Here is a 24,309-nt window from a genome sequence, read left to right on the forward strand (position 1 = left end):
CTGCGCGCCGGACGGGTTGTGCGGGCCCAGGCCGTAGAGGTACGCGACTGCGGTTCCGCTCCCCTCGGGCCTACGAGGCGCGGTGGGAGTTCCGGGCCGCGGTCGCCTCCGGCGTCGGGGTCTGCGCCGCGCGGGTCACGTCTGCCACGAGTTCGACGACATCGGGTCCGTACGCCTGCGAGTTCACGATCTTCAGGAGGAGGACGAAGGAGTTGTTGCCGTGCTTGCGGGCGAGCCGTTCGTGGTTGCGGGCCAGGTAGCGGGAGGCCGCCTGGTTGGTGATCGCGCGCTGGCCGCAGAAGAGGAAGACGGGTCTCGCCGTGTTGCCGGCGGTGAGCCGGGCCAGGATCGCGTACTCGCCCTTGCCCGACTCCAGGCGGTAGCGCTCGGTGCCGACCTGGAACGCGCCCCGGTCCGGGCCCGGTTCGGCGTCGGTGTTGACGCGTATGCCCGGCAGCAGGGAGTGCAGGTGCGCGGCCATCCGCCGGTTCGACGCCGGTCCGCCCACGCAGAACTCGGTGCGTTCCCCGAAGCCCTGCTGTGCCGCGTCGTGCGCGATCACCTGCGCGTGGGCGCCGCAGTCCTTGATCAGGGCGGAGAGTTCGAGCAGCGCGAACACGTCGTGGCGCATCACGGTGAGCTCGGGGCCGCCGGCCTCGCGGTTGACCACCAGGAGCGACTCGGAGTTGGCGGGGAGTCCGAAGAAGGCCTGCTTGCGGCGGAGCTTGCGCTTCCACAGATACGTACGGGCGAGCCAGCCGAGCGCGGCACTGATGCCGGCGGCGAGCACGCCCAGGACGAGGTTGCGCACGTCGTCATTCATGGGCGCGCATGTTAGCGGGAATGCGGAACGGTGTTCGAGGGGGTCCTGGCGGCAGCACCGCGCTGAAGTTACGCTGCGCGGACGGCTGTTGACTGGAGGTACGGATGCGTCGCCCTGTTGCGCGGAATCTGGCGGTCTTGGCGGTTTCGGCCGCGGTGGTGTCGGTCGGCGCGGCGGCACCGCCGTCCGCGGCCGGCGGTGCCGCCGCGCGGAAGGTGCCGGTGGCCGTCGGCTACGGCGGTGCGGTGGCCAGTGTCGACACGGACGCGTCCGCCGCCGGGATCGAGGTCCTGCGGAAGGGCGGCAACGCGGTGGACGCGGCGGTCGCCACGGCGGCGGCTCTCGGAGTCACCGAGCCGTACTCGTCCGGCATCGGAGGGGGCGGCTACTTCGTCTACTACGACGCCAAGTCCCGCAAGGTGCACACCATCGACGGCCGTGAGACGGCGCCGCTGACCGCCGACCCGGGGCTCTTCCTGGAGAACGGACAGCCGATCCCCTTCGCGGACGCCGTCACCAGCGGGCTGGGTGTGGGTACACCGGGCACGCCCGCGACCTGGCGGACGGCGCTGGAGAGCTGGGGCAGCGAGCGGCTGAGCACGGTACTGAAGCCCGCCGAGCGCCTCGCGCGCGACGGGTTCACGGTGGACGCCACCTTCCGTTCGCAGACCGAGTCCAACGAGGCCCGCTTCCGGAACTTCCCCGACACCGCCGAGCTGTTCCTCCCCGGCGGCTCGCTGCCGGTGATCGGCTCGACCTTCAAGAACCCCGATCTGGCACGCACCTACCAGGAGTTGGGCAGGAAGGGCGTCGGCGCGATCTACCACGGACGCCTCGGCCAGGAGATCGTCGACACGGTGAACAAGCCCCCGGTGGACCCGGGTTCGGGCTACAACGCCCGCCCCGGCGAGTTGTCGCTCGACGACCTCGCGGCGTACGAGGCGAAGCGGCAGGCGCCGACCAGGACCTCGTACCGCGGTCTGGGCGTCTACTCGATCGCCCCGTCCTCCTCGGGCGGCACCACGGTCGGCGAGGCGCTCAACATCCTTGAGCGGACCGACCTCTCGAAGGCGAGCGAGGCGCGGTACCTGCACCGCTTCATCGAGGCGAGCCGGATCGCGTTCGCGGACCGGGGGCGCTGGGTGGGCGACCCCGCCTTCGAGGACGTACCGACGAAGGAACTGCTGTCGCAGCGGTACGCCGACTCGCGGGAGTGCCTGATCAGGGACGACGCGACCCTGACGAGCCCGCTGGCGCCGGGTGACCCGCGCGACCCGGCGGGCTGCTCGACGGCCGGTACGGCGGCCCCGACGACGTACGAGGGTGAGAACACCACGCATCTGACGGTGGCCGATAAGTGGGGCAACGTCGTCGCGTACACCCTGACCATCGAACAGACCGGCGGCAGCGGCATCACGGTCCCGGGCCGCGGCTTCATCCTCAACAACGAGCTGACGGACTTCTCCTTCACCCCGGCCAACCCGGCCGTGCCCGACCCGAACCTGCCGGGCCCCGGGAAGCGGCCGCGCTCCTCCATCTCGCCGACGATCGTGCTCGACGGGCACGACAGGCCGGTCGTGGCGCTCGGTTCGCCGGGTGGCGCGACCATCATCACGACCGTCCTGCAGACCCTGACGGGCGTCGTCGACCGTGACCTGCCGCTGGTGGACGCGATCGCCGCGCCGCGCGCGAGCCAGCGCAACCAGACCACCACCGAGCTCGAACCGGGCCTGTGGAACAGCCCGTTGAGGGCTCAGTTGGAGTCGGTCGGGCAGGCCTTCAGGCAGAACCCCGAGATCGGCGCGGCGACCGGCGTGCAGCGGCTGCCCAACGGCAAGTGGCTCGCGGCGGCCGAGACGGTACGGCGGGGCGGCGGATCGGCGATGGTAGTGCGGCCGGCGTCCTAGAAGAGCCGTAGGGGCAAGGCGACCGGTTTCCTGGCGGAGCCGTAGTGGTGGGGCGGCCGGCGTCCAGTGGAGCCGTAGCGGTGGGGCGGTCAGGCGCCGCCCCACCGGGTACGTCGGTGCGTCCCTCAGCGGGCCGTCAGGATGCGGGGGCCCGCGTCGGTGATGGCCACGGTGTGCTCGGCGTGGGCCGCGCGGGAGCGGTCGTTCGTGCGCAGCGTCCAGCCGTCTGGGGCCGCGTGGAAGCCGTCGGTGCCGCCGCCGATGAGCATGGGCTCGATGGCCAGGACCATCCCGTGGCGCAGCGGGAGGCCGCGGCCGGGGCGGCCCTCGTTCGGGACGGGCGGGTCCTCGTGCATGTGGCGACCGACGCCGTGGCCGCCGAAACCCTCCGGGATGCCGTACCCCGCGCTGCGGCAGACGGTGCCGACGGCGTGCGCGATGTCCCCGATGCGGTTGCCGACCACGGCCGCCTCGATGCCCGCCGCGAGGGCGCGCTCAGCGGTCTCGATGAGGCGTACGTCGGCGGGGCGCGGCGTCCCGACGGTGAAGCTGATCGCCGAGTCGCCCACCCAGCCGCCCAGTTCGGCGCCGAAGTCGATGGAGACCAGGTCGCCGTCGCGCAGCCGGTAGCCGGTCGGGATGCCGTGCACGATGGCGTCGTTCACGGAGGCGCAGATGACGGCGGGGAACGGGGTGGGCGCGAAGGAGGGGTGGTAGTTCAGGAATGGGGAGCCCGCGCCCGCGTCGCGCAGGACCTGGTGCGCGATCTCGTCCAGTTCCAGGAGCGAGACGCCCACGTCGGAGGCCTCCCGCACCGCTGTCAGGGCCCGGCCCACCACCTGGCCCGCTTCGTACATCTCGTCGATCGACGTGTCCGTCTTCAGTTCCACCATGCCAATTACTATACCGGCATTAGAATGGGGAGATGGTGCGTAACCCCCTGACCCCGGAAGAACGTGAGCGCGGCGAGCGGCTCGGGCTGCTGCTGCGCGAGGCACGCGGTGGGCGGAGCATGGCGCAGGTCGCGGCACACGCCGGGATCTCCGCCGAGACACTCCGCAAGATCGAGACCGGGCGGGCGCCCACTCCCGCCTTCTTCACCGTGGCGGCGCTCGCCCGAGCGCTCGGACTGTCCATGGACGATCTCGCGGTGGGGTGCGTGCCGGCCCCGGTGTGAGTGATCCGCCGTCGTCGTCGGGTGGCGGACGCCCGGACGGCCCGCGAGAACCCCTCAACTCCCGCTAAGGTCACAGGACTCTGCGTCCGGTCCGAAAACTCCTCGTAGCCCTTCCGTAACACGGAGGGTGTTTTCTACCGGATCAGAACACTCCAGTCTGGCGGGAGTTGTGTGATGGCTGTGGAACAACTCCCGTTGCAGGTGGGGGAGTTCGCGAGGTTCCTGAACACGCTGATGGAACGGCTCGACCAGGGCGGTGGCTGGTGCGGAGTCTTCTGGCAGCGTGATCCGGACGGCATGCGGGCCTGCCTGGGCGGGTGGGAGGTGCCGCCGTGGGATGTCGTGGAGGCGCTCCTCCAGGATGTCGCGGCCGAGTACGGGGACCGAGCCGCGGCCCAGGAGGCGGAACGCGCCCGTGCCCTGCACAGCGCCTCGCTCGCCGCGTACGACGCCAGGCCCGGCGGCCGTGACGCGCTCAGCGACCGGCTCGACGTCGTCCTGCGCGAACAGCGTTACGCCGCCGAGCGCCAGGCCGAGCTGAACCGGCTGCTCCGCTCGGCCGCCTCCCAGCGGGAGGTCGAGTCGATCCGCCTCGACCTGGCCTGGGCCCACGACGACCACGAACGCGCCACCGCACGCTGCGCGGAGATCCGCCGCCGCATGGAAGGCCTCGACCGGAGCGCCCAGGACTTTCCGACCGGCGGCGGCTCCGGGAACCGGGCGGACCTCGACGGTGCGGAGCGGCCCGCCGACGTGGCCGCCGCCCGGCAGCTGGACGAGGACCGGCCCTCCGAGCCGGGTCGCGGGATCCTGGGATCCGGGCGGGCGGCCCGGCGCCGCGCCAGAGTCCCGGAGCAGGCCGGACCGAGGTCGCCGTCCGCGACTCCCGCACCGCGGAACGACGGACCTGGCTCCCACCCCGACCCCTACGGCCCTGCCGCCGACGCCGCACCGGACGACCCCTCCGGCGCGGATCCGGACGAGTACGTGTCACAGGCCCAGGCTCAGGCCCACTATCAGTCCCAGTCCCAGTCCCCGGGCGGGGACGCCGACGGCACCGGTTCGGGCGGGCGTGAGGGCGCGTACGGTGCCGGTCCGGACCCGCGCGCCCGGCGCGACGCCGCGTACGCCCCGTACGCTGACGCTGGGCGCGAGGCCGCGTACGACACCGACCGTGCCGACCGCGACGCCGCGTACGCCCCCGCCGTCCGGCCCGACGACGGCCCGCGTTCCGAGGACGGAGCCCGCCGCGACGCCGCGCGCCGCGACGGCGCGCACATCTCCGACGTCGAACCCGGCACCTCCCGCGAACCCGCCGCGGAGTCCGACCGCGCCGAGCCCCCGGTCGAGGACCCCGCGCCCTCAGCCGGCAAGCAGCGCTCGAAGCGCCGTGGCCGGGGCAGCGCCCGTTTCGCCGGGATGCCGGAGCCGGAGGCGGAGACGGGCGCCGTGGGGGCCCAGGAGACGAGGGCGCCCGCCGAGCCCGCGCTGACCGCGAAAGGGCGCCGTACACCCCGTGGCGCCCGTTTCGCGGGAGCCGCCGCGCAGGCGGAGCCGCCGCGACGGGTGCCGCTGGACGACGACACCCGGCGGGACACCGTCGAGACCGTGGGAAGGCTGGTCCGGCTCCGGAACGAGGGCCGCAGCGGCGAGGCGCACGCCGTGCTCGTGGAGGCCGCGGGCTGGCCGGCCGCCCGGTTCCCGCTGCTCGCCGCCGAACTGCACCGCGCGGGCCTGGACGCCGACTGGGCCACCCTCCTGTGGGAGGCCGCGTCGCTGCCCGCCGACCGGCTGGTCGCCGCCGCCGACGCGCTCGTCGCGGCGGGCCGCACGGCCGACGGGCAGCAGATGCTGCGCCAGGGCGTCTCGCGGCCCGCCCCGGAGATCGGCGCCGCCGTGCTGCGGCTCACCGAGGAGGCCCGCCACCGGGAGATCCGCGCGCTCCTCGGCGCGTACGTCCGGATGCGCACCCCGGAGGAGTCGGCCCGCAGCGCGGAAGCAAACCCGCAGCGGCTGGTACCGCTCCTCCTGGAGGCCGCGAAGGGGGTGTCCGAGGAGCGGCACCGGGATGTCGTGCACGCCCTGCGGGTCGCCGGGTTCAGCGCCTGACCGGCCCGGCACGCTCACCCACAAGGGGTGCGAAACGTGATCGACTCAGCGGGTTAACGACGATGGTCTTGGCAAGGCTGTTCAGTGGGCTTACTTTCGAGCCTCTACCGCCTTTGTCTACGGGCGTAGAAGCTCTCTGACATCCCTGTCGAAGGAGCAGCTCATGGCCAACGTCGTACGCGCCGCTCTCGTCCAGGCCACCTGGACCGGCGACACCGCATCCATGGTCGCCAAGCATGAGGAGCACGCCCGCGAGGCGGCCCGGCAGGGCGCCAAGATCATCGGCTTCCAGGAGGTCTTCAACGCCCCCTACTTCTGCCAGGTCCAGGAACCGGAGCACTACAGCTGGGCGGAGCCGGTGCCCGACGGGCCCACCGTCACCCGGATGAAGGAGCTCGCGCGCGAGACCGGCATGGTCATCGTCGTGCCCGTCTTCGAGGTCGAGCAGTCCGGCTTCTACTTCAACACCGCGGCGGTCATCGACGCCGACGGCACCTACCTCGGCAAGTACCGCAAGCACCACATCCCCCAGGTCAAGGGCTTCTGGGAGAAGTACTACTTCAAACCGGGGAACGTGGGCTGGCCCGTCTTCGACACCGCGGTGGGCCGCGTCGGCGTCTACATCTGCTACGACCGCCACTTCCCCGAGGGCTGGCGGCAACTCGGCCTCAACGGCGCCCAGCTCGTCTACAACCCCTCGGCGACCTCCCGCGGCCTCTCCTCCCACCTCTGGCAGCTGGAGCAGCCCGCCGCGGCCGTCGCCAACGAGTACTTCATCGCCGCGATCAACCGGGTCGGGCAGGAGGAGTACGGGGACAACGACTTCTACGGCACCTCCTACTTCGTCGACCCGCGCGGCCAGTTCGTCGGCGAGACGGCGAGCGACAAGACCGAGGAACTCGTCGTCCGCGACCTCGACTTCGACCTGATCGAGGAAGTGCGCCGGCAGTGGGCGTTCTACCGCGACCGGCGACCCGACGCCTACGAGGGGCTGGTGCAGCCGTGACCGACCTCTACGCACGCCACCGGGCCGTCCTGCCCGACTGGCTGGCCCTCTACTACGAAGACCCGATCGAGATCACCCACGGCGAGGGCCGGCACGTCTGGGACGCCGAGGGCAACAAGTACCTCGACTTCTTCGGCGGCATCCTCACCACGATGACCGCGCACGCGCTGCCCGAGGTGACGAAGGCGGTGAGCGAGCAGGCGGGGCGGATCATCCACTCCTCCACGCTGTACCTCAACCGTCAGATGGTCGAACTCGCCGAGCGCGTCGCCCAGTTGTCCGGCATCCCGGACGCCCGGGTCTTCTTCACGACCTCCGGCACGGAGGCCAACGACACGGCCCTGCTGCTCGCCACCGCGTACCGCCGCAGCAACCAGATCCTGGCGATGCGCAACAGCTACCACGGCCGCTCCTTCACCACGGTCGGCATCACCGGCAACAAGGGCTGGTCGCCGACCTCGCTCTCCCCGCTCCAGACGCTGTACGTCCACGGCGGCGTCCGCACCCGCGGCCCGTACGCCGCTCTCAGCGACGCCGAGTTCATCGCGGCCTGCGTCGCCGACCTGAAGGACCTGCTCGGTCATGTGCGGCCGCCCGCCGCCCTGATCGCCGAGCCCATCCAGGGAGTCGGCGGTTTCACGGCGCCGCCCGACGGCCTGTTCGCCGCCTTCCGCGAGGTGCTCGAGGAGCGCGGCATCCTCTGGATCTCCGACGAGGTGCAGACCGGCTGGGGACGGACGGGCGATCACTTCTGGGGCTGGCAGGCGCACGCGGAGTCCGGCCCGCCGGACATGCTCACCTTCGCCAAGGGCATCGGCAACGGCATGTCCGTCGGCGGTGTCGTGGCCCGCGCCGAGATCATGAACTGCCTCGACTCCAACTCCATCTCGACCTTCGGCGGTTCGCCGGTCACGATGGCGGCGGGGCTCGCGAACCTGTCGTACCTCCTCGAACACGACCTCCAGGGCAACGCCCGGCGCGTCGGCGGCCTGCTCATCGAACGGCTGCGGGCGGTCAGCGCGCACCTGGACGGAGTACGGGAGGTCCGGGGCCGCGGGTTGATGATCGGCGTCGAGCTGGTCAAACCCGGCACCGACGAGGCGCATCCCGAAGGGGCGGCGGCCGTACTCGAAGCGGCCCGCGCCGAGGGCCTGTTGATCGGCAAGGGCGGCGGCCACGACACCAGCGTGCTGCGGATCGCGCCGCCGCTGACCCTCACCGTCGCGGAGGCGGAGGAGGGCGCGGCGATCCTGGAGCGCGCGCTGAGGTGTCTCACCCCGTAGGACCGAGTAAGGGATCGCCGCCATGACCACCGCCCTGGAACCCGCCCTCTCGGTACGCCAGGTCCTCACCATGGACCGGGTGCTCGCCGGAGAGCCCGAGGTGGTGGCCGGCGCGAGCCATCTCGACCGGCCCGTGCGCTGGGTGCATGTCGCCGAGGCCGCCGACGTCGGTGTGATGCTCACGGGAGGCGAGATGGTGCTCACCACCGGGGTGCTGCTCGCCGGCGACCCGGAGGCGCAGGCCGAGTACATCCGCTCGCTGCACCGCGCGGAGGCCGCGGCCGTCGTCCTCGGACTCGGCCGGGCCTTCCCCGCGCCGCCGGACGTGATGCGCAGGGCCGCCGAGCGGTGCGGGCTGCCGATGGTGGTGCTCCACCGGCCCTTCCCCTTCGCGGAGTTGACGGAGGAGGTGCAGTCCCGGCTGGTGCGGAGCAAGTTCGCGGCGGTGAGCCTGTCCGAGGCGGTACGGACGGCGCTGACCGGGCTCATCACCTCCGGCGCGCCACTGCAACGGATGCTGGACGAGATCGCCGGGCACGCGGCCTGTCCCGTCGTCGTCACCAACCTCGCACACCGGGTCCTCGCAACGGCGGGAGAGCGGTCGGCCGTGGACGACGTACTGCGCGACTGGGAGCGCATCTCCCGGCAGGCCGGTGGCAGCGAGGGCGACGGGTGGATCAGGGCCGAGCTGGGCGGGCGCGGCGAACGCTGGGGCCGGATCGTGCTGTGCGGTCACCGGGGTGACGCGACCACCGGCCGGCTGCTCGCCGACCGGGCCGCCGAGGCGCTGGTCCTGCACCGGATGCTCAACGGCTCCACGCACACCTGGGAGGAGCAGTCCGCGCGGAGCCTGCTGACCGACCTGGTCAACGGCGTCGTACCGGCCCGCCAACTGCTCCCGAGGGCACGGGCCGCCGGGCTGCCCGTCAACCGGCGCGCGTTCGTCCCGCTGGTGGTACGCGACGGCGAACCGGCTCAACTGGACCGCGTGCTGCGCCTGTTGGGGCTTCCCGGACTGGTCGGCGAGCTCGCGGACGGGGTCACCGCCGTGCTGCTCAGCCTCGCCCGGGACCAGGACGCGGAGGCGCTGGCCACGCATCTGGCCCTGCGGCTGCGGCACGAGACCGGAGCACCCGCGACCGTCGCCGCCGCGGCCCCCCGTACCGACTGGGACGACGTGTGCGCGGGTCTGCGCGAGGCCCTGCACGTCGCGGAGGCCGCCGCCGACGCGCCCGCCGGCCTGGACCAGCCGGTGCTCGTGCGGCTGCGTGACGTTCATCTGCGGGGGCTGGTCCGGCTGTTGCGCGACGACCCGCACGTGCAGGCCTTCGCCGAGCGGGAGTTGGACGGACTGCTGTGCGGCGCCGACGCGGAGTCGGAGCTGCTGCCCGTGCTGCGGACGTATCTCGCGACCGGCCGCAACAAGTCCCGCACCGCACAGCTCCACCATGTCAGCAGGCCCGCGCTGTACCGCCGGCTGGAGGCCATAGAGGCACGGCTCGGCGTCGACCTCGACGACTTCGAGCAGGCCGCCTCCGTCCACATCGCGCTGCTCGCGCACGACGCCCAACAGAGGTGAAACACCGTGGAAAACAGCGGGAAACGCGCGCCTGCGGGCCGGGGTGACACGGTGGAACGCCCGGCGTCCGCAGACGTGACACGGTGCCACTCAAACCCGGCCCCGGGACTTCCTAGGCTCCTCGCACACCGAGCGACCGGAGGTCCCGATGAGCAGAGTGATCCGAGCCGCCGTCTTCCAGACCGCGTGGACCGGCGACAAGGAGTCGATGATCCAGGTCCACGAACAGGCGGCCCGCGACGCGGCCGCGCAGGGCGCACAGGTCCTGTGCTTCCAGGAGCTGTTCTACGGCCCGTACTTCTGCCAGGTCCAGGACAAGGCGTTCTACGCGTACGCCGAGCAGATCCCCGAAGGCCCCATCGTGCGGCGGTTCCAGGCGCTGGCCAAGGAACTGGGCATCGTCCTCGTCCTGCCGATGTACGAGGAGGAGCAGCCCGGCGTCCTCTACAACACCGCCGCGGTGATCGACGCCGACGGCTCCTACCTGGGCAAGTACCGCAAGACCCACATTCCGCAAGTGCCGGGATTCTGGGAGAAGTTCTACTTCCGTCCGGGCAACTCCGGCTGGCCGGTCTTCGACACCGCCGTCGGCAGGATCGGTGTCTACATCTGCTACGACCGGCACTTCCCGGAGGGCTGGCGCGCGCTGGGGCTCGCGGGCGCCGAGATCGTCTTCAACCCCTCGGCCACCTCACGCGGCCTGTCCGGCTACCTGTGGCAGCTGGAGCAGCCGGCTGCGGCCGTCGCCAACGAGTACTTCGTGGGCGCGATCAACCGGGTGGGTGTCGAGGAGTACGGCGACAACGACTTCTACGGGACCTCCTACTTCGTGGACCCGGAGGCCCAGTTCGTCGGCGAGGTGGCCGGCGACAAGGAGACGGAGCTCGTCGTCCGGGACCTGGACCTGGCCAAGCTCCGCGAGGTGCGCGACCGGTGGCAGTTCTACCGGGACCGCGCGCCGGGGGCATACGGGCCGCTGACGGCTCCGTAGCCGCGTCGGACCCCGTGGGCCCGGCTCGCGGGGAGCCGGGCCCACGCCCACGGCACCGACTTCGCTGTGCGGAAACAGCGTCGACCCCAGCCATTAACAGCTTCGGTATTCCCTCAGTGCACGCACGACCGGAAGGAGAGGGAGCATGAGCCGTACCGTCATCAGGGGTGGACTCGTCGTCACCGCGTCCGACGAGATCCACGCCGACGTCCTGATCGAGGACGGCCGGATCGCCGCCCTCGCCGCCACCGGCACCCCGGCCGCCGACGCGTGGACGGCCGAGCGGACCATCGACGCCACCGGGAAGTACGTCATCCCGGGCGGTGTCGACGCGCACACCCACATGGAACTGCCCTTCGGCGGCACCTTCGCCTCCGACACCTTCGAGACGGGCACCAGGGCCGCGGCCTGGGGCGGCACGACCACGATCATCGACTTCGCGGTGCAGAGCGTCGGCCACTCGCTGCGCGAGGGCCTCGACGCCTGGAACGCCAAGGCCGACGGCAAGTGCGCCATCGACTACGCATTCCACATGATCGTCTCCGACGTCAACCAGGACACCCTCAAGGAGATGGACCTGCTGGTGGAGGAGGGCGTCACCTCCTTCAAGCAGTTCATGGCCTACCCCGGCGTCTTCTACAGCGACGACGGCCAGATCCTGCGCGCCATGCAGCGCTCCGCCGAGAACGGCGGCCTGATCATGATGCACGCCGAGAACGGCATCGCGATCGACGTCCTGGTCGAGCAGGCGCTCGCCCGCGGGGAGACCGACCCGCGTTTCCACGGCGAGGTCCGCAAGGAGCTCCTGGAGGCCGAGGCCACCCACCGTGCCATCAAGCTCGCGCAGGTCGCCGGCGCGCCGCTGTACGTGGTGCACGTCTCGGCACAGCAGGCGGTCGCCGAACTGGCCAGGGCGCGCGACGAGGGCCTGAACGTCTTCGGCGAGACCTGCCCGCAGTACCTGTTCCTGTCGACGGACAACCTCGCCGAGCCGAACTTCGAGGGCTCGAAGTACGTGTGCAGCACGCCGCTCCGGCCAAGGGAGCACCAGGCCGCCCTGTGGCGCGGACTGCGCACGAACGACCTCCAGGTCGTCTCCACCGACCACTGCCCCTTCTGCTTCGTGGGCCAGAAGGAGCTCGGACGCGGTGACTTCTCCAAGATCCCCAACGGGCTCCCGGGCGTGGAGAACCGGATGGACCTGCTCCACCAGGCCGTCGTCGACGGGCACATCTCGCGCCGCCGCTGGATCGAGATCGCCTGCGCGACGCCTGCCCGGATGTTCGGCCTGTACCCGAAGAAGGGCACCATCGCGCCGGGCGCGGACGCCGACATCGTCATCTACGACCCGCACGCCGAGCAGGTCATGTCGGTCGAGACCCACCACATGAACGTCGACTACTCGGCGTACGAGGGCAAGCGCGTCACCGGCCGCGTCGAGACGGTGCTCTCGCGCGGCGAACTCGTCATCACCGAGCGGGAGTTCACCGGGCGCGCGGGACACGGCGCCTACACCCCCCGGTCCACCTGTCAGTACCTTCTCTGAGAGACCAGGAGCGGCGCCATGGACTTCGGACTCGTCCTGCAGACAGACCCACCCGCCTCCCGCGTCATCGACCTGATGAAGCGGGCCGAGGACAACGGCTTCACGTACGGCTGGACCTTCGACTCCGCCGTGCTGTGGCAGGAACCCTTCGTGATCTACAGTCAGATCCTCGCGAACACCGAGAAGTTGACGGTCGGACCGATGGTCACCAACCCGGGCACCCGTACCTGGGAGGTGACCGCGTCCACCTTCGCGACTCTCAACGACATGTACGGCAACCGGACGGTGTGCGGCATCGGGCGCGGTGACTCGGCGATGCGTGTCGCCGGGCGCAAGCCCAACACGCTGGCCCGCATCAGCGGTGCCATGAAGGTCATCCGGGCCCTCGCGCGTGGCGACGAGGCCGACCTCGGTGGCACCGTCATCAAGTTCCCCTGGGTCAGGCCCGGCGCCGAACTCCCGGTCTGGATGGCCGCGTACGGACCCAAGGCCCTGAAGATGACCGGCGAGGAGGCCGACGGGTTCATCCTCCAGCTCGCCGACCTGTACCTCACCGAGTACATGGTCAAGGCCGTGAAGGACGCGGCCGTCGAGGCGGGCCGCGACCCCTCCGACGTAAGGATCTGCGTCGCAGCGCCCGCCTACATCACCGCGGACGACTCGCCCGAGGCGCTCGCCCACGCCCGCGAACAGTGCCGCTGGTTCGGCGGCATGGTCGGCAACCACGTCGCCGACCTCGTGTCCAAGTACGGGGAGCACTCGGCCGCCGTACCCGACGAACTCACCGACTACATCAAGGCCCGTGAGGGCTACGACTACTCGCACCACGGCCGCAGCGACAACCCCGACACCAGGTTCGTGCCCGACGAGATCGTCGACCGCTTCTGCCTGATCGGCACCGCCGAGCGGCACATCGAGAAGCTGACCGCCCTGCGCGCGCTGGGCGTGGACCAGTTCGCGGTGTACGACATGCACGACGCCCAGGAGGCCACCATCGACGCGTACGGGACGAAGGTCATCCCCGCCCTCAACGCCCTCTAGAAGCAGGGCCGTCGAGGCCCGCCCGCGGTTCCCCCGTTCTCCCCTTCCCGCCGTCCCGGGAAGGGGATCAGGGCGCTTGCCCGGCGCCCCGCAGGTCGCCCCGCACGGCCTTTCCCGTCACTCCTCAGTCGATTGGCCTGCCCATGACCGAGACCGTCCCCACCGACAGTCCGCCGCCCGCCGCTCAGGTCACGCTCCCCGACGGCCGGGTGGAGACAGCTCCCGGCGCGCCCGTGCCCAGCGGCCCCTACGCCAACGAGGACCTGCTGCCGGTCCCGATAGAGAAGCGCACCTGGACCACGTACAACTTCTCCGCGCTCTGGGTCGGCATGGCCCACAACACCGCTTCCTGGACCCTGGCCTCCGGTCTGATAGCCGTCGGCATGGACTGGAAGCAGGCCGTGTTCACCATCGCGCTGGCCAACCTGATCGTGCTGGTCCCGATGCTGCTCACCGGGCACGCGGGACCCAAGTACGGCATTCCGTTCCCGGTCCTCGCCCGTGCCTCCTTCGGTGTCCGCGGCGCCAACCTGCCTGCTGTCGTACGGGCGTTGGTGGCCTGCGGCTGGTTCGGCATCCAGACCTGGATCGGCGGCGAGGCGATCTTCTTCCTGGCCGGGAAGCTCTTCGGCGACAGCTGGGCGAACGCCGGCCACATCGGCGGCTACGCCTGGACCATGTGGCTGTCCTTCGCGATCTTCTGGGTGCTTCAGGTCGCCATCATCTACCGGGGCATGGAGACGATCCGCCGCTTCGAGAACTGGGCCGCGCCCTTCGTGCTCGTCGGCGCCGGCGTGATGCTGTGGTGGATGAGCGACAAGGCGGGCGGCTTCGGCCCGTTGCTCGACCAGCCGTCCAAGCTCGGCTGGGGGCCCGACTTCTGGACCCTCTTCGCCCCCGCCCTCATGGGCATGATCGGCTTCTGGTCCACGCTGTCGCTGAACATCCCGGACTTCACCCGGTACGGCAGGAGCCAGAAGGCGCAGACCCTCGGGCAGGCCCTCGGGTTGCCCACCACGATGACGCTGTTCGCCTTCCTGTCGGTGATGGTCACCTCCGGTTCCCAGGCGGTGTACGGCGAGGCGATCTGGGACCCGGTCCAGCTCGCCGCGAAGACGGACAACGTCTTCGGCATCATCTTCGCGCTGGTGACGGTGCTCGTGGCGACCCTGTCCGTGAACGTCGCGGCCAACCTGGTCTCGCCGGCCTTCGACTTCTCCAACATCGCGCCCCGGAAGATCAGTTTCCGGGCCGGCGCCCTCGTCACCTGCGTGCTCGGCGTGCTGATCTTCCCGTGGAAGCTCTACTCCGACCCGCAGGGCTACATCTTCACCTGGCTCGGACTCGTCGGCGGTCTGCTCGGCACGGTCGCCGGCATCCTCATCGCCGACTACTGGATCCTGCGCCGCACCAAGCTCGACCTCGCCGACCTCTACAGCACGGGCGGCCGCTACTGGTACGACGGCGGCTGGAACTGGCGGGCCGTGGTCGCCTTCGTCACCGGCGGCGTACTGGCCATCGGCGGCGCCGACTTCCACCCGCTGATCGACGGACGGCCCGTCCCGGCACTGGAGTCGCTCGCCGACTACGGCTGGGCGGTCGGCCTCGGGACGTCGATGGCGCTCTACCTGGCGCTGATGCTCGCGCGTGGGCGGGGGAAGACGGCCGTGTGAGCCGGAGGGTGTCCGAGCGCGAGGCCGACCGTCCGGTGGCGGTCGGCCTCGACGCCGGCCGCGGTCACGGCGCGCCGATAGCGGCGCCGGGTCGCGCCGTTCCCGGCCGGTCCCGCTACTTCTTGTCCAGCGCCGCCACGGCTTCCTTGGCGGCGCTGATGGCACCCTTGTTGATCACGTCGGCCGAGGGGGCCTTCTTCGACTCGAAGTCGCTGCCGTTGTAGGTGATGAGGACCAGCGCGTTGGACGCCCGGACGATCACCACGCCCTCGCGGGTCTGCTGCTTGTCCTCGGTCGTGAGGTTCACCACGGAGTAGCCCGCGTCACCGACGCCGGGGACGGCGCCGCCGCCGCTCTTGTCGGCGATCCGCTCCTTGTAGGACTTCTCGGCCGCCGCGTCCGACTCCTTGACCTCGTACGAGACGTCGAGCCAGCGGTAGTCGAACCCCTTCAGGGCGTTCCAGGAACAGGTGCGGCGCACCGACTTGTCGGTCGAGGCGATCTCCTGGCCGGCGGTCTTGGCGCCCGGGACCAGCGACTTGATCGTCTTCTCGGCCACGCTGTCGCAGGGCGAGGGGGAGGCGGCGTACGTCTTGGTGGCCGCGGAGGTCGACGGCGCGGACGCCGACTCTGTGGGCTTCTGCGGTGATTTGTCCTCGGCGGCGGTCGGGGTCGCGGCGAGCGGACCGGACGTCAACGCCCAGCCCGCGGAGGCGAGCACGACGACCGGCAGCAGACGCGCGGTGAGGGCGAGCGGCAAAGGAAGAGAACGCACGGCGCACTTCTCGTGGGGGACGGTGCGGAGGTGGTCCGCACTGCGGACGGGACGCCAGTGTCACACGACTCCCTGTGGGGTGGAAGCCCGAACTCGCTCTGTGCCTGTGCGGTCACAGTGACTCACTGTTGACGGCCTGTGTGGCCCCCGCCCCGGTGCGGGCCGTCGTGGCTCGTGCGGGGCGTGTCCGGCGCCTCGTGCCGAACTTCCTCGCGGGCAAAGGGAGTTGTCCGGTCGTACCGCTCGCCCGGCCCGCATGCCATGATCGCCGGGTGAGTGCGATACGCCTGAAGGCGACCCAGAGTGCCGCCCTCGTCTGCCTCGCGCTGGCCGTGAGCGGTTGCGGACTCTCCGCCGAACTGGACCGCGAGTTCCACCCCGATGGCCGACCCCGCCCCGAGGCGACCCGGGCCGCCGTTCCGACCGCGTCCGTCCCGCCCGCACCGTCGCAGCCCGCACCGTCGCCGCCGGTGCAGGCGGCGAGCGGCTGCCCGTCGTCCGGTCTGCGTTACGCGGTCGGTCCCGTCGACGGGGCGATGGGGCTGCGGTACATGTCACTCATCCTGACCAACTGCGGTGAGCGGCCGTACGAGTTGGACGGGTATCCCTCCGTCACCGTCCTGGACGAGACGGGTGAGCCGTTCCCGGGCGTCCGCACGGCCCGGGGGACGGAGGAGGTGCCCATGGCGCCGGACCCGGCCGAACCCGAACCCTTCACGCTCGGACCGGGCGAGACCACGCAGGCGGGGCTGTACTGGCGGATGGCGGCCGAGGACGGTACGTATCTCCGCGTCGCGCCGGACGCGAAGGGCGACGGCGTGAACGTACGCCTCGATGATCCTCTCGACATCGGTCCGGAGAACGTCCTGGGTACGACCCCCTGGACGCCCGTGTCCTAGCCGACCGGAGGGGTTGTCGCAATGGGGGTATCACAGCGGCCGTGGGCGCCGTACGTCCGGAAGGCGGCGGTTACGGCACGCGGCCGGTCCACTCCGGGGAGGCGAACTTCGTCCGCGCGAGTTCCTCGGCGCGTGCCAGCTCCTCCGGTGTCACCTTGCCCGCCGACAGCCCGTAGCGGCCACGGAACGAGTCGATCATCCGCTCGATGACCGCCTCGCGTGGCAGACCGGTCTGTCGGCGCAGCGGATCCACCCGCTTCTTCGCGCTCTTCGTGCCCTTGTCGGAGAGCTTCTCCCGGCCGATGCGCAGTACTTCGAGCATCTTGTCGGCGTCGATGTCGTAGGCCATGGTCACGTGGTGGAGCACCGCGCCGGGCCCGCCGTCCGGGCCGACCGTCCGCTTCTGCGCGGCACCGGCGACCTTCCCGGCCTCCGTGGCGATGTCGTTCAGCGGCTGGTACCAGGCCTTGATGCCCATGTCGCCGAGCGCGCCGAGCACCCAGTCGTCGAGGTACGCGTAGCTGTCCTGGAACGACAGCCCCTGCACGAGGGACTCGGGCACGGAGAGCGAGTACGTGATGGTGTTGCCCGGTTCCACGAACATCGCGCCGCCGCCGGAGATCCGTCGTACGACCTCGACGCCGTGCCGCTCGGCACCGGCCGGGTCGACCTCGTTGCGCAGCGACTGGAAGCTGCCGATGATCACGGCGGGCGCGGCCCACTCCCACACGCGCAGCGTCGGGGGCCGGTGGCCCGCGGCGACCTCGGCGGTCAGGACCTCGTCCAGTGCCATGTGCAGGGCGGGGGACTGGGGTCCCTCGTGGACGAGCTGCCAGTCGTAGTCGGTCCAGTCGGTGGCGTGCGCGAGCGCCCTGCGTACGGCGATGCCGATGCCCTCCGAGGTCAGGCCGTACATCACCGTGCCTGCGGGAAGCGCGGCGTCGACGCGGGCGGCCAGGCCCGCGGCGTCGGTGTCCGCGGGGGCGCCGTTCAGAGCGCTGTCGACGGCGGCCAGCGCCTCGTCCGGTTCGAGGAAGAAGTCGCCCGCCACGCGCGCGTGCCTGATGAATCCGCCCTCGACGTCCAGGTCGACCACGACGAGCTTGCCGCCGGGGACCTTGTACTCACCGTGCACCGATCCGCCTCCGCCTCCGTGTCCGTTCCATCAGCGCCAACGCCGCCTCCGGACGATTGATTCCGGACGATTGGTTCCGGCCGTGTGGGGAGGTCGAGCGGGGGAGGCCGTGCGCTCAGCGGGCGCCGATCCGGGAGGCCACCCAGGGGATGCTGCGGCCGGTGGCCGCCGACAGTTCACGCAGGGTGGCGCCCTCGGCGGTCCGCTCGCGCAGCCAGGCCGCGATGTCCCGGGTTCCGACGCGTTCGGCGGCGGCCAGGTCGTTGAGCCGCGCGCGTGAGCGCCGGCCGGCGGCGGAGTTGTGCCCCGCGGGGCGGACCGGGATGCCGTACTCGGCCAGCAGCCGGCGCAGTCTGCCCCTGCCGACGGACAGCATGCGCGCGGTGTCCTCGACGCTGTTCTCCCGCTCGGCGTACAGGGTGCGCAGAGCCTGCCCGAGGTCGCTGAAGCCGTGGGTACGCAGTGCGGCCGTCATCCGGTCGTCCGCGGCCCGCGCCTGCGTACGGCGTCCGGCGCCGAGCCCGGCCTCTCGTACCCGCCGCAGTTCCTCCGGGTCCGTCCGTCCGGTGGCGGCGCCCCAGCGTCTGCGGCTCAGTTCGCCCGAGCGGGCCATGGCCCGGCCCGCCGCGAAACGGGCCTGGGCCTGCTCGGACGCCCGGTAGGCGGCGAGGCGGGTGCGGGACCGCTCCGCGGAGAGCGACCGCGCGCTGAGTGCGCGGGCACTGAGCAGGCCGAACTTCCGCCGGTACTCGGCGGCGGTCATCCTGTGCGCGCGCACATGCGCGCCCAGCGCGCGAAAGGCCCGCCCGCACACGTGGCAGACCACGGTGTCAGTGCTCCGTCCCGGACCAGCCGCCCGAAGTCGGGGTGGAGTACCCCGAGTCCGGTGCCGGTGCCGGTGCCGAGTTCGGTGGCGGTAGAGGCGGCGAGGGCCGCGGGAACGGTCGTCACTGTTCGTCTCCTCCGGTGCCGGTCTCGGGTGTTCTACTGTTAATGCAAGTTATTCGCAATAGCGGTGTGGTTGCAAGAAGGCGGTCCGTCGAGCGACACTGTGCCCAGGTGCGGGGCGGCGTCCTGCCTGACGCGTCCGAGTCCCTCGGGCATTGCCCCGCACCCCTTCTCGCCTGTATCCCCGTTCGCCCCGCGTCCATTCCGGACGGGTCCGGGGCCGCGATCACCGGGGCACTAGCCTGGTCCGGCCGCCGACCGGCACAAGCAGCGAGGTGAGAAGCCGTATGTTCACGACCCGTCCCACTCTCCAGGGCACCTTCGGCATGGTGTCCACGACGCACTGGCTCGCCTCGCAGTCGGCGATGGCCGTCCTGGAGGACGGCGGCAACGCCTACGACGCCGCGGTCGCCGCGGGCTTCGTCCTGCACGTCGTCGAGCCGCACCTCAACGGGCCCGCGGGCGAGGTCCCCGTCATCGTCGCCCCCGCGGACGGCGAGGTGCGGGTGCTGTGCGGGCAGGGCGTCGCGCCCGCCGGAGCGACGATCGCCCACTACAGGGGGCTCGGTCTGGATCTCGTACCCGGGACCGGACCGCTCGCCGCCGCCGTCCCCGGCGCCTTCGACGCCTGGATGCTGCTCCTGCGCGACCACGGCACGAAGTCCCTCGCCGCCCTCCTGAAGTACGCCATCGGGTACGCGGAGGACGGGCACGCGCCCGTGGAGCGCGTCGGCGAGACCGTGGAGACCGTACGCGAGCTCTTCGAGACGGAGTGGACCTCGTCGGCGGAGGTCTACCTGCCGGGCGGCAGAGCCCCGCGCCCCGGCGAACTGTTCCGCAACCCCGCCCTCGCCGGCACCTGGCGGCGGCTGCTCGCGGAGATATCCGACGGCCCGGAGACCACCGACGCCGCCGGGACGCCGGGGGAGGCGGAGCGGGTGAGGCAGATCGAGGCCGCCCGTGAGGTGTGGCGGTCCGGCTTCATCGCCGAGGCGCTCGTACGCCAGGCGCGGCGCCCCACCCTGGACACCAGCGGCGAGCGCCACACCGGCACCCTGACGCCCGCCGATCTGGCCTCCTGGTCGGCGAGTTACGAGGCTCCGGCGACGTACGACTGGCGAGGCTGGACCCTGTGCAAGGCGGGCCCCTGGAGCCAGGGTCCGGTCCTGCTCCAGCAGTTGGCCCTGCTGCCGCCGCGACTGCCCCTCTACGGGTCCGCCGACTACGTCCACCTGTTGATCGAGGGCTGCAAGCTCGCCATGGCCGACCGGGAGGCCTGGTACGGGGACGCGGCCGAGGTGCCGCTCGACGCGCTGCTGTCGGAGCCGTACAACACGGCCCGGCGCGCGCTCGTCGGCCACCGGGCGTCCTGCGAACTGAGGCCCGGCGGCCCCGGAGGGCGGGAGCCGCGGATGAGCGGGCACGCGCGCGTGGTGGCCGCCGGGGAACCGGGCTTCGACGCGCTCGCGGTGCCGGGGGCGGGTGAACCCACGGTGGCCCGGGGTGGCGCCGACCCCCGGGTGGCGCCGGACGGCGGTACCCGGGGCGACACCTGCCACCTCGACATCGTCGACCGCTGGGGCAACATGGTCGCCGCCACGCCCAGCGGCGGCTGGCTCCAGTCCAACCCGGTCGTGCCCGAGCTGGGCTTCCCGCTCGGCACCCGGCTCCAGATGGCCTGGCTGGAGGAGGGGCTGCCCAACTCCCTGACGCCTGGCCGCCGTCCGCGCACCACGCTGACCCCCTCGCTCGCGTTGCGCGACGGAGTGCCGGTCATGGCGTTCGGCACACCTGGCGGGGACCAGCAGGACCAGTGGCAGACGCACTTCTTCCTGTCCGTGGCGCTCCGCGCCGAGGTGCGCGGCGGCCTCGACCTCCAGGGCGCGATCGACGAGCCGAACTGGCACAACGACAGCTTCCCCGGCTCCTTCTACCCGCGTGCCATGCACCCCGGCAGCGTCACCGTCGAGTCCCGCATGGACCCGGGGGTCGTCGAGGAACTGGGTCGCCGCGGGCACCACGTCCAGGTCGGCGAGGCGTGGTCCGAGGGCCGGCTGTGCGCGGTCGCGCGGGATCCGGAGACGGGAGTGCTGTCGGCGGGGGCCAATCCGCGGGGGATGCAGGGGTATGCGGTCGGGCGCTGATCCGGCGGGTCCGGGGGGTCCGGGGTCCGGCGGGCCCGGAGGATCCGGGGAGTTCGGGGCGCTCGGGATTGGGCGGCGGCACGCGGCCCGGCGCGTTCGCGCACCCCGTGTGCCGTGCCGCGCGCCCTCCGTCACCGAACACTCCGGGAATTCACGGTGAATCCGCCCGGAGTGCACCCGTCCGGTGAGGATTGTCAGCGACGCGTGCTGTCATGGAGCCATGATCGTAGACATCGAAACCATCGACGAGTTTCTCGACCACCGCACGACCGACGTCGAAGAAGCGGTCCGGCAGGCGGCCGCCGGCGAGATCATGCCGCGCTTCCGGCAGCTCGCCGCGCACGAGATAGACCAGAAGACCGGCCCGCACGACCTGGTGACGGACGCCGACCGCAAGGCCGAGCAGTACCTCACCGGGGTGCTCACCGCGCTGCTGCCCGGCTCCGTGGTGGTCGGCGAGGAGGCGGTGCACGCCGATCCGGCGACGTACGGAGCCATTCGCGGCACCGAGCCCGTCTGGATCGTGGACCCGGTCGACGGGACACGGCAGTTCGTCCACGGCGACCCCGGATTCTGCACCCTGGTCGCGCTCGCCCTGGACGGCGTCGTGCGGGCCTCCTGGACGTTCGCGCCGGCCCGCGACGAGTTCGCCACCGCGATCCGCGGCCGGGGTGCCGTACTCGACGGCGTGCCCCTGCGCTCCGGCTCGCCCGTGCCCGGCCGCGACCTCGACGTCGCGACCTCGCACCCGGACTTCACCACGGACGCCCAGAAGCGCGCGCTCGCCGCCCTGTGGACCGACGGTGTCGTCACCCGTCCCTGCGGCTCCGCTGGCCTGGAGTACCTGGCCGTCGCCCGCGGCGAGCTGGACGCCACGGCCTTCTCGTGGGAGGCCGCCTGGGACCACGCGGCGGGCCTGCTCCTGGTCGAGGAGGCGGGCGGTGCCCATCTGACCCTCACGGGCGAGCCGTTCCGGATCGCCGGAGGCAACACGATGCCGTTCACGGCGGCCCGCGACGAGGCCACGGCACGCCGGGTGGTGTCACTGCTGAGGGGCGGGATCTGAGCCGGGGCCGGCGGGTGCCGGGCGGAACCGGCTTCCGGGGCGAGCGGAACCGAGGTCTCCGAGCGGCCGGAACGATGCCTCCGGCGCGAGCGGCCGGAACGATGTCTCCGGCGCGACCGGAACGGAGACTTCCGGCGCGGCCGGGTTTTCAACCGCCCGCGCCGTCAGGGCTGTCGCTCCCCCGGCATATCCTGATCCCAGTGGCCATCGGCTGACAAAGGAGTCCGAAGGTGCCGTCGATGCTCGATGTGGTCGTGGTGGGTGCGGGGCCGAACGGCCTGACGGCCGCCGTGGAGCTGGCCCGTCGCGGCCTCTCCGTGGCCGTCTTCGAGGCGCGGGACACCGTGGGCGGCGGATCCCGCACCGAAGAGCTGACACTGCCCGGCTTCCGGCACGACCCGTGTTCGGCGGCCCATCCGCTGGGCGTCAACTCACCCGCGTTCAGGGCGATGCCCCTGGAGCGGTACGGCCTGGAGTGGCTGCACGCCGAGCTGCCCATGGCCCACCCGTTCCTCGACGGCACCGCGGCCGTGCTCTCCCGGTCCGTCGCGGAGACCGCCGCCTCGTTCGGGCCCCGCGACGCCGGTGCGTACCGCCGCCTGATCGCCCCGTTCCTCCCCAAATGGGACACACTGCTCCACGACTTCATGTCGCTGCCCCTGACCGCGCTGCCCCGCGATCCGGTCACCCTCGCCCGCTTCGGACTCGTCGGACTGCCGCCCTCGACATGGCTGATGCGCCGCTTCCGTGACGAGCGGGCCAAGGCGCTGTTCTCCGGGCTCGTCGCCCATGTCATCGCCCCGCTCGACGGGATCGCCACCGGTGCCGTGGGCCTCGTCTTCGCCCTCGCCGCGCACGCCCGCGGCTGGCCCGTCGCGCGCGGCGGCTCGCAGTCCATCTCCGACGCGCTCACCGCGTACCTCAAGGACCTCGGCGGCAGCGTCCACACGGACTACGAGGTCAAGCGGCTCGACGACCTGCCGCCCGCCCGCGCCTACGTCTTCGACACCTCGCCCACCGCGCTGTCCCGGATCGCCGGCTTCGGCCGCTACTACGAGCACTACCGGTACGGCGCGAGCGTGTTCAAGATCGACTACGCGCTCGACGGCCCGGTGCCGTGGACGGCGAAGGAGGCGCGCACCGCCGGGACCGTGCAGGTCGGGGCGAGCCGCGCGGAGATCGACGGCGCACTGCGGGCGGTCTCGCGCGAGGGACGGGCACCCGACACGCCGTTCCTGATCACCGTGCAGCCCGGCGTCGTCGACCCCTCCCGGGCGCCCGACGGCAAGCAGGTCTTCTGGGCGTACGGACACGTTCCGAACGGCTGGACGGGAGACCTCACCGACGCCATCGAGCGCCAGCTGGAGCGCTTCGCGCCGGGCTTCCGCGACCGCGTCCTCGCCCGGGCGACAGCGGGTCCGCCCGAACTCGCCGCCCGCAACGCCAACTACGTGGGCGGCGACATCGCGTCCGGCGCCGCCGCCGGCCTCCAGCTCCTGCTGCGCCCCAAACTCTCCCTCTTCCCGTACGGCACCCCGCACCCGGCCGTCTTCATCTGTTCCTCGGCCACCCCGCCGGGCCCGGGCGTCCACGGCATGTCGGGGCACAACGCGGCGAAGGCCGTGTGGAGGAGGCTGAGGCAGCCATGACCACGATCGCGCTGGTCCGGGGCGACATCACCCGGCAGAGCGTCGACGCCGTCGTCAACGCGGCGAACTCCTCGCTGCTCGGCGGGGGCGGCGTCGACGGCGCCATCCACCGCCGGGGCGGACCCGCCATCCTCGCCGAGTGCCGCAAGCTCCGTGCCTCCCACTACGGCAAGGGCCTGGCCACCGGACAGGCGGTCGCCACCACGGCGGGCGAACTGGACGCGCGCTGGGTGATCCACACCGTCGGCCCGGTGTGGCAGGGCCCCGGCAGCGACTCCGCCCCGCTCGCTTCCTGCTACCGGCAGTCCCTTCGCGTGGCGGACGAGCTGGGCGCGCGCACCGTCGCCTTTCCTGCCATCTCGGCCGGCGTCTTCGGGTGGCCGATGGACGACGCCGCCCGCGTGGCCGTCGAGACGGTCGAGGAGACCCCGACGGCGGTCGAAGAGGTCCGGTTCGTCCTCTTCGACGAGCGGGCGTACGAGGCGTTCGCCGCGCGGGTCCGCTGACTGTCCTCGACAGGGGGCAGCCGAGGGAAATTGCCGGGCGGCTGGGGCGCCT

Annotated in this window: 21 protein-coding genes; 15 read left to right on the forward strand and 6 right to left on the reverse strand. The window is 71.9% G+C overall.

Annotated elements, in window-relative coordinates; translation table 11 throughout:
• Positions 1–70: 70 nt before the first annotated feature.
• Positions 71–823 (reverse strand): hypothetical protein, encoded by a 753-nt coding sequence (locus tag ACIP79_RS24125; RefSeq protein ID WP_383689091.1) that lies wholly within the window; start codon positions 821–823, stop codon positions 71–73.
• Positions 824–927: 104 nt separating this feature from the next.
• On the opposite strand from ACIP79_RS24125, the gene ggt reads away from it, so the two are divergent.
• Positions 928–2,730, forward strand: coding sequence for a gamma-glutamyltransferase (ggt, locus tag ACIP79_RS24130; RefSeq protein ID WP_401226567.1), 1,803 nt, complete (start codon positions 928–930; stop codon positions 2,728–2,730).
• Positions 2,731–2,855: 125 nt separating this feature from the next.
• Here ggt and map read toward each other — a convergent pair whose 3' ends face one another.
• The gene (gene map, locus ACIP79_RS24135; protein WP_401226569.1) at positions 2,856–3,623 is read right to left on the reverse strand and encodes a type I methionyl aminopeptidase; all 768 of its coding nucleotides are present in this window, start codon (positions 3,621–3,623) and stop codon (positions 2,856–2,858) included.
• Positions 3,624–3,655: 32 nt separating this feature from the next.
• Here map and ACIP79_RS24140 point away from each other — a divergent pair, with 32 nt between their 5' ends.
• The 9 genes from ACIP79_RS24140 (at position 3,656) to ACIP79_RS24180 (ending at position 15,135) form a co-directional block, all read left to right on the forward strand.
• The gene (locus ACIP79_RS24140; protein WP_383684155.1) at positions 3,656–3,907 is read left to right on the forward strand and encodes a helix-turn-helix domain-containing protein; all 252 of its coding nucleotides are present in this window, start codon (positions 3,656–3,658) and stop codon (positions 3,905–3,907) included.
• Between the two features lie 174 nt (positions 3,908–4,081).
• Complete coding sequence (locus ACIP79_RS24145; protein WP_401226570.1) at positions 4,082–6,016, forward strand: hypothetical protein; 1,935 nt, start codon at positions 4,082–4,084, stop codon at positions 6,014–6,016.
• A 163-nt stretch (positions 6,017–6,179) separates the two neighbouring features.
• Positions 6,180–7,022, forward strand: coding sequence for a nitrilase-related carbon-nitrogen hydrolase (locus tag ACIP79_RS24150; RefSeq protein WP_401226571.1), 843 nt, complete (start codon positions 6,180–6,182; stop codon positions 7,020–7,022).
• The gene (locus tag ACIP79_RS24155) at positions 7,019–8,305 is read left to right on the forward strand and encodes an aspartate aminotransferase family protein (protein ID WP_401226573.1); all 1,287 of its coding nucleotides are present in this window, start codon (positions 7,019–7,021) and stop codon (positions 8,303–8,305) included. Before ACIP79_RS24150 ends, ACIP79_RS24155 begins: the two co-directional genes overlap by 4 nt.
• A gap of 22 nt (positions 8,306–8,327) precedes the next feature.
• The gene (locus ACIP79_RS24160) at positions 8,328–9,884 is read left to right on the forward strand and encodes a PucR family transcriptional regulator (protein WP_401226575.1); all 1,557 of its coding nucleotides are present in this window, start codon (positions 8,328–8,330) and stop codon (positions 9,882–9,884) included.
• A 148-nt stretch (positions 9,885–10,032) separates the two neighbouring features.
• Entirely contained in the window at positions 10,033–10,875 is an 843-nt protein-coding gene (locus ACIP79_RS24165) for a nitrilase-related carbon-nitrogen hydrolase (protein WP_399208732.1), read from the forward strand.
• 145 nt (positions 10,876–11,020) lie between these two features.
• A complete protein-coding gene (gene hydA / locus ACIP79_RS24170) occupies positions 11,021–12,421 on the forward strand; it encodes a dihydropyrimidinase (protein ID WP_401226576.1) in 1,401 nt (466 codons plus the stop codon).
• 18 nt (positions 12,422–12,439) lie between these two features.
• Positions 12,440–13,462: a TIGR03842 family LLM class F420-dependent oxidoreductase gene (locus ACIP79_RS24175; protein WP_401226578.1), complete on the forward strand. Its 1,023-nt coding sequence runs from the start codon at positions 12,440–12,442 to the stop codon at positions 13,460–13,462.
• A 143-nt stretch (positions 13,463–13,605) separates the two neighbouring features.
• Positions 13,606–15,135, forward strand: coding sequence for an NCS1 family nucleobase:cation symporter-1 (locus ACIP79_RS24180; RefSeq protein WP_401226580.1), 1,530 nt, complete (start codon positions 13,606–13,608; stop codon positions 15,133–15,135).
• A 115-nt stretch (positions 15,136–15,250) separates the two neighbouring features.
• Here ACIP79_RS24180 and ACIP79_RS24185 read toward each other — a convergent pair whose 3' ends face one another.
• Entirely contained in the window at positions 15,251–15,910 is a 660-nt protein-coding gene (locus tag ACIP79_RS24185) for a hypothetical protein (protein WP_383684169.1), read from the reverse strand.
• Between the two features lie 272 nt (positions 15,911–16,182).
• On the opposite strand from ACIP79_RS24185, the gene ACIP79_RS24190 reads away from it, so the two are divergent.
• A complete protein-coding gene (locus ACIP79_RS24190; RefSeq protein WP_401226581.1) occupies positions 16,183–16,809 on the forward strand; it encodes a DUF4232 domain-containing protein in 627 nt (208 codons plus the stop codon).
• Positions 16,810–16,879: 70 nt separating this feature from the next.
• On the opposite strand, the gene ACIP79_RS24195 is transcribed toward ACIP79_RS24190, so the two are convergent.
• The 3 genes from ACIP79_RS24195 to ACIP79_RS24205 form a co-directional block, all read right to left on the reverse strand.
• A complete protein-coding gene (locus tag ACIP79_RS24195; protein ID WP_401226582.1) occupies positions 16,880–17,944 on the reverse strand; it encodes a lipoyl protein ligase domain-containing protein in 1,065 nt (354 codons plus the stop codon).
• Positions 17,945–18,059: 115 nt separating this feature from the next.
• Positions 18,060–18,770 (reverse strand): MucR family transcriptional regulator, encoded by a 711-nt coding sequence (locus ACIP79_RS24200; protein ID WP_401226583.1) that lies wholly within the window; start codon positions 18,768–18,770, stop codon positions 18,060–18,062.
• Entirely contained in the window at positions 18,704–18,895 is a 192-nt protein-coding gene (locus ACIP79_RS24205) for a hypothetical protein (protein ID WP_401226738.1), read from the reverse strand. The genes ACIP79_RS24200 and ACIP79_RS24205 overlap by 67 nt, the downstream gene beginning before the upstream one ends.
• 284 nt (positions 18,896–19,179) lie before the next feature.
• Here ACIP79_RS24205 and ACIP79_RS24210 point away from each other — a divergent pair, with 284 nt between their 5' ends.
• The 4 genes from ACIP79_RS24210 (at position 19,180) to ACIP79_RS24225 (ending at position 24,257) form a co-directional block, all read left to right on the forward strand.
• A complete protein-coding gene (locus ACIP79_RS24210) occupies positions 19,180–21,036 on the forward strand; it encodes a gamma-glutamyltransferase family protein (protein WP_401226584.1) in 1,857 nt (618 codons plus the stop codon).
• Positions 21,037–21,256: 220 nt separating this feature from the next.
• On the forward strand, positions 21,257–22,102 hold the full coding sequence (locus ACIP79_RS24215; RefSeq protein WP_401226585.1) for an inositol monophosphatase family protein: 846 nt from the start codon (positions 21,257–21,259) through the stop codon (positions 22,100–22,102).
• Between the two features lie 239 nt (positions 22,103–22,341).
• On the forward strand, positions 22,342–23,751 hold the full coding sequence (locus ACIP79_RS24220; RefSeq protein ID WP_401226586.1) for a phytoene desaturase family protein: 1,410 nt from the start codon (positions 22,342–22,344) through the stop codon (positions 23,749–23,751).
• The gene (locus ACIP79_RS24225) at positions 23,748–24,257 is read left to right on the forward strand and encodes an O-acetyl-ADP-ribose deacetylase (RefSeq protein WP_401226587.1); all 510 of its coding nucleotides are present in this window, start codon (positions 23,748–23,750) and stop codon (positions 24,255–24,257) included. Before ACIP79_RS24220 ends, ACIP79_RS24225 begins: the two co-directional genes overlap by 4 nt.
• Positions 24,258–24,309 lie beyond the last annotated feature (52 nt).

This window comes from Streptomyces sp. NPDC088747 (assembly GCF_044751025.1).
Classification (GTDB): Bacteria; Actinomycetota; Actinomycetes; order Streptomycetales; family Streptomycetaceae; genus Streptomyces.